Below are 861 nucleotides of genomic sequence, written 5' to 3'. Positions count from 1 at the left end.
AAATTAAGGTTTAAAATGGTTCGTAAGTGATATGTTTTTGTTTATTAATCTATTTTTCATTGTGTGATTTTTTAAATTTAACAGAAATATATACTTGAATGAAGTATATATTTCTGTTAAATTTATCCTATGGATAGAACAAGTTTAATTAAAGGTCATTTAGAAATGTGTGTATTATCTATTTTGTCGAAAAAGAAAAGTTATGGTTATGAGATTATGAAAGAACTTGAAATAAACAATTTAAAATTGAAAGGAGTAGGAAGTATTTATCCTATTTTAACTAAGTTGAAAAATCAAGAGTGGGTTAACACTTATCAAGAGGTAACAGACAGTGGTAAAGTGAGGATTTATTATGAAATTAATGAAAATGGGAAAATACGTCTTGAGAAGAAAATTAATGAGTGGTTAGAATTGCAATTGGACATTCAAACATTATTAAAAAGCGGTTTGAAAGGAGACCTTCTGAAATGAGGAATAAATTGATAGGTAAAGAAAAGCAATTTTTAAGAGACGTACTTAAGGAATTAAAGCAATACGATATTAGTTTAGAAGAAAGGGAAAATATTAAGAGACAAATATTAGAACATATTCAAGAGTGTCATGAACATGGTGAAGACAGTATAGATGATTTAGGTACCCCTCAATTATTTGTTAAAGATTTTATAGAAATAAATGAAATTGATTTACAAGTTAAAATGAAACAACTTCAAAATGAAAAAGGAAAATTCAACACATTTATCTTACGTGGCATATTCATCGCAATTATTACTTACCTCATCTCGCAAACTACATTTTCAATATTTTTAACTGAATCATTTAATTCAACTAATAGCAAAAATACATTTAATTATAATATTTTAT

The 861-nt window shown here is 25.6% G+C and carries 2 protein-coding genes; both read left to right on the top strand.

What is annotated here, in order from left to right; all coding sequences use genetic code 11:
- Window positions 1-165 precede the first annotated feature (165 nt).
- Window positions 166-471, top strand: coding sequence for a PadR family transcriptional regulator (locus tag GBN78_RS29850; RefSeq protein WP_002094025.1), 306 nt, complete (start codon window positions 166-168; stop codon window positions 469-471).
- Window positions 468-861 (top strand): DUF1700 domain-containing protein (locus GBN78_RS29845; RefSeq protein WP_152128043.1); only part of this gene is annotated, 394 nt, incomplete at its 3' end. The genes GBN78_RS29850 and GBN78_RS29845, both read left to right, overlap by 4 nt.

Source organism: Bacillus sp. B2-WWTP-C-10-Post-4, from assembly GCF_009183805.1.
Taxonomy (GTDB): domain Bacteria; phylum Bacillota; class Bacilli; order Bacillales; family Bacillaceae_G; genus Bacillus_A; species Bacillus_A cereus.
Note: the sequence above shows the minus strand (reverse complement) of the source record. Positions and strands in the feature narration are given on the sequence as shown.

What these genes read in the sequence shown, in the direction of transcription:
- GBN78_RS29850 (WP_002094025.1), top strand. Translation starts at nt 166, where the DNA reads ATGTGTGTATTATCTATTTTGTCGAAAAAGAAAAGTTATGGTTATGAG.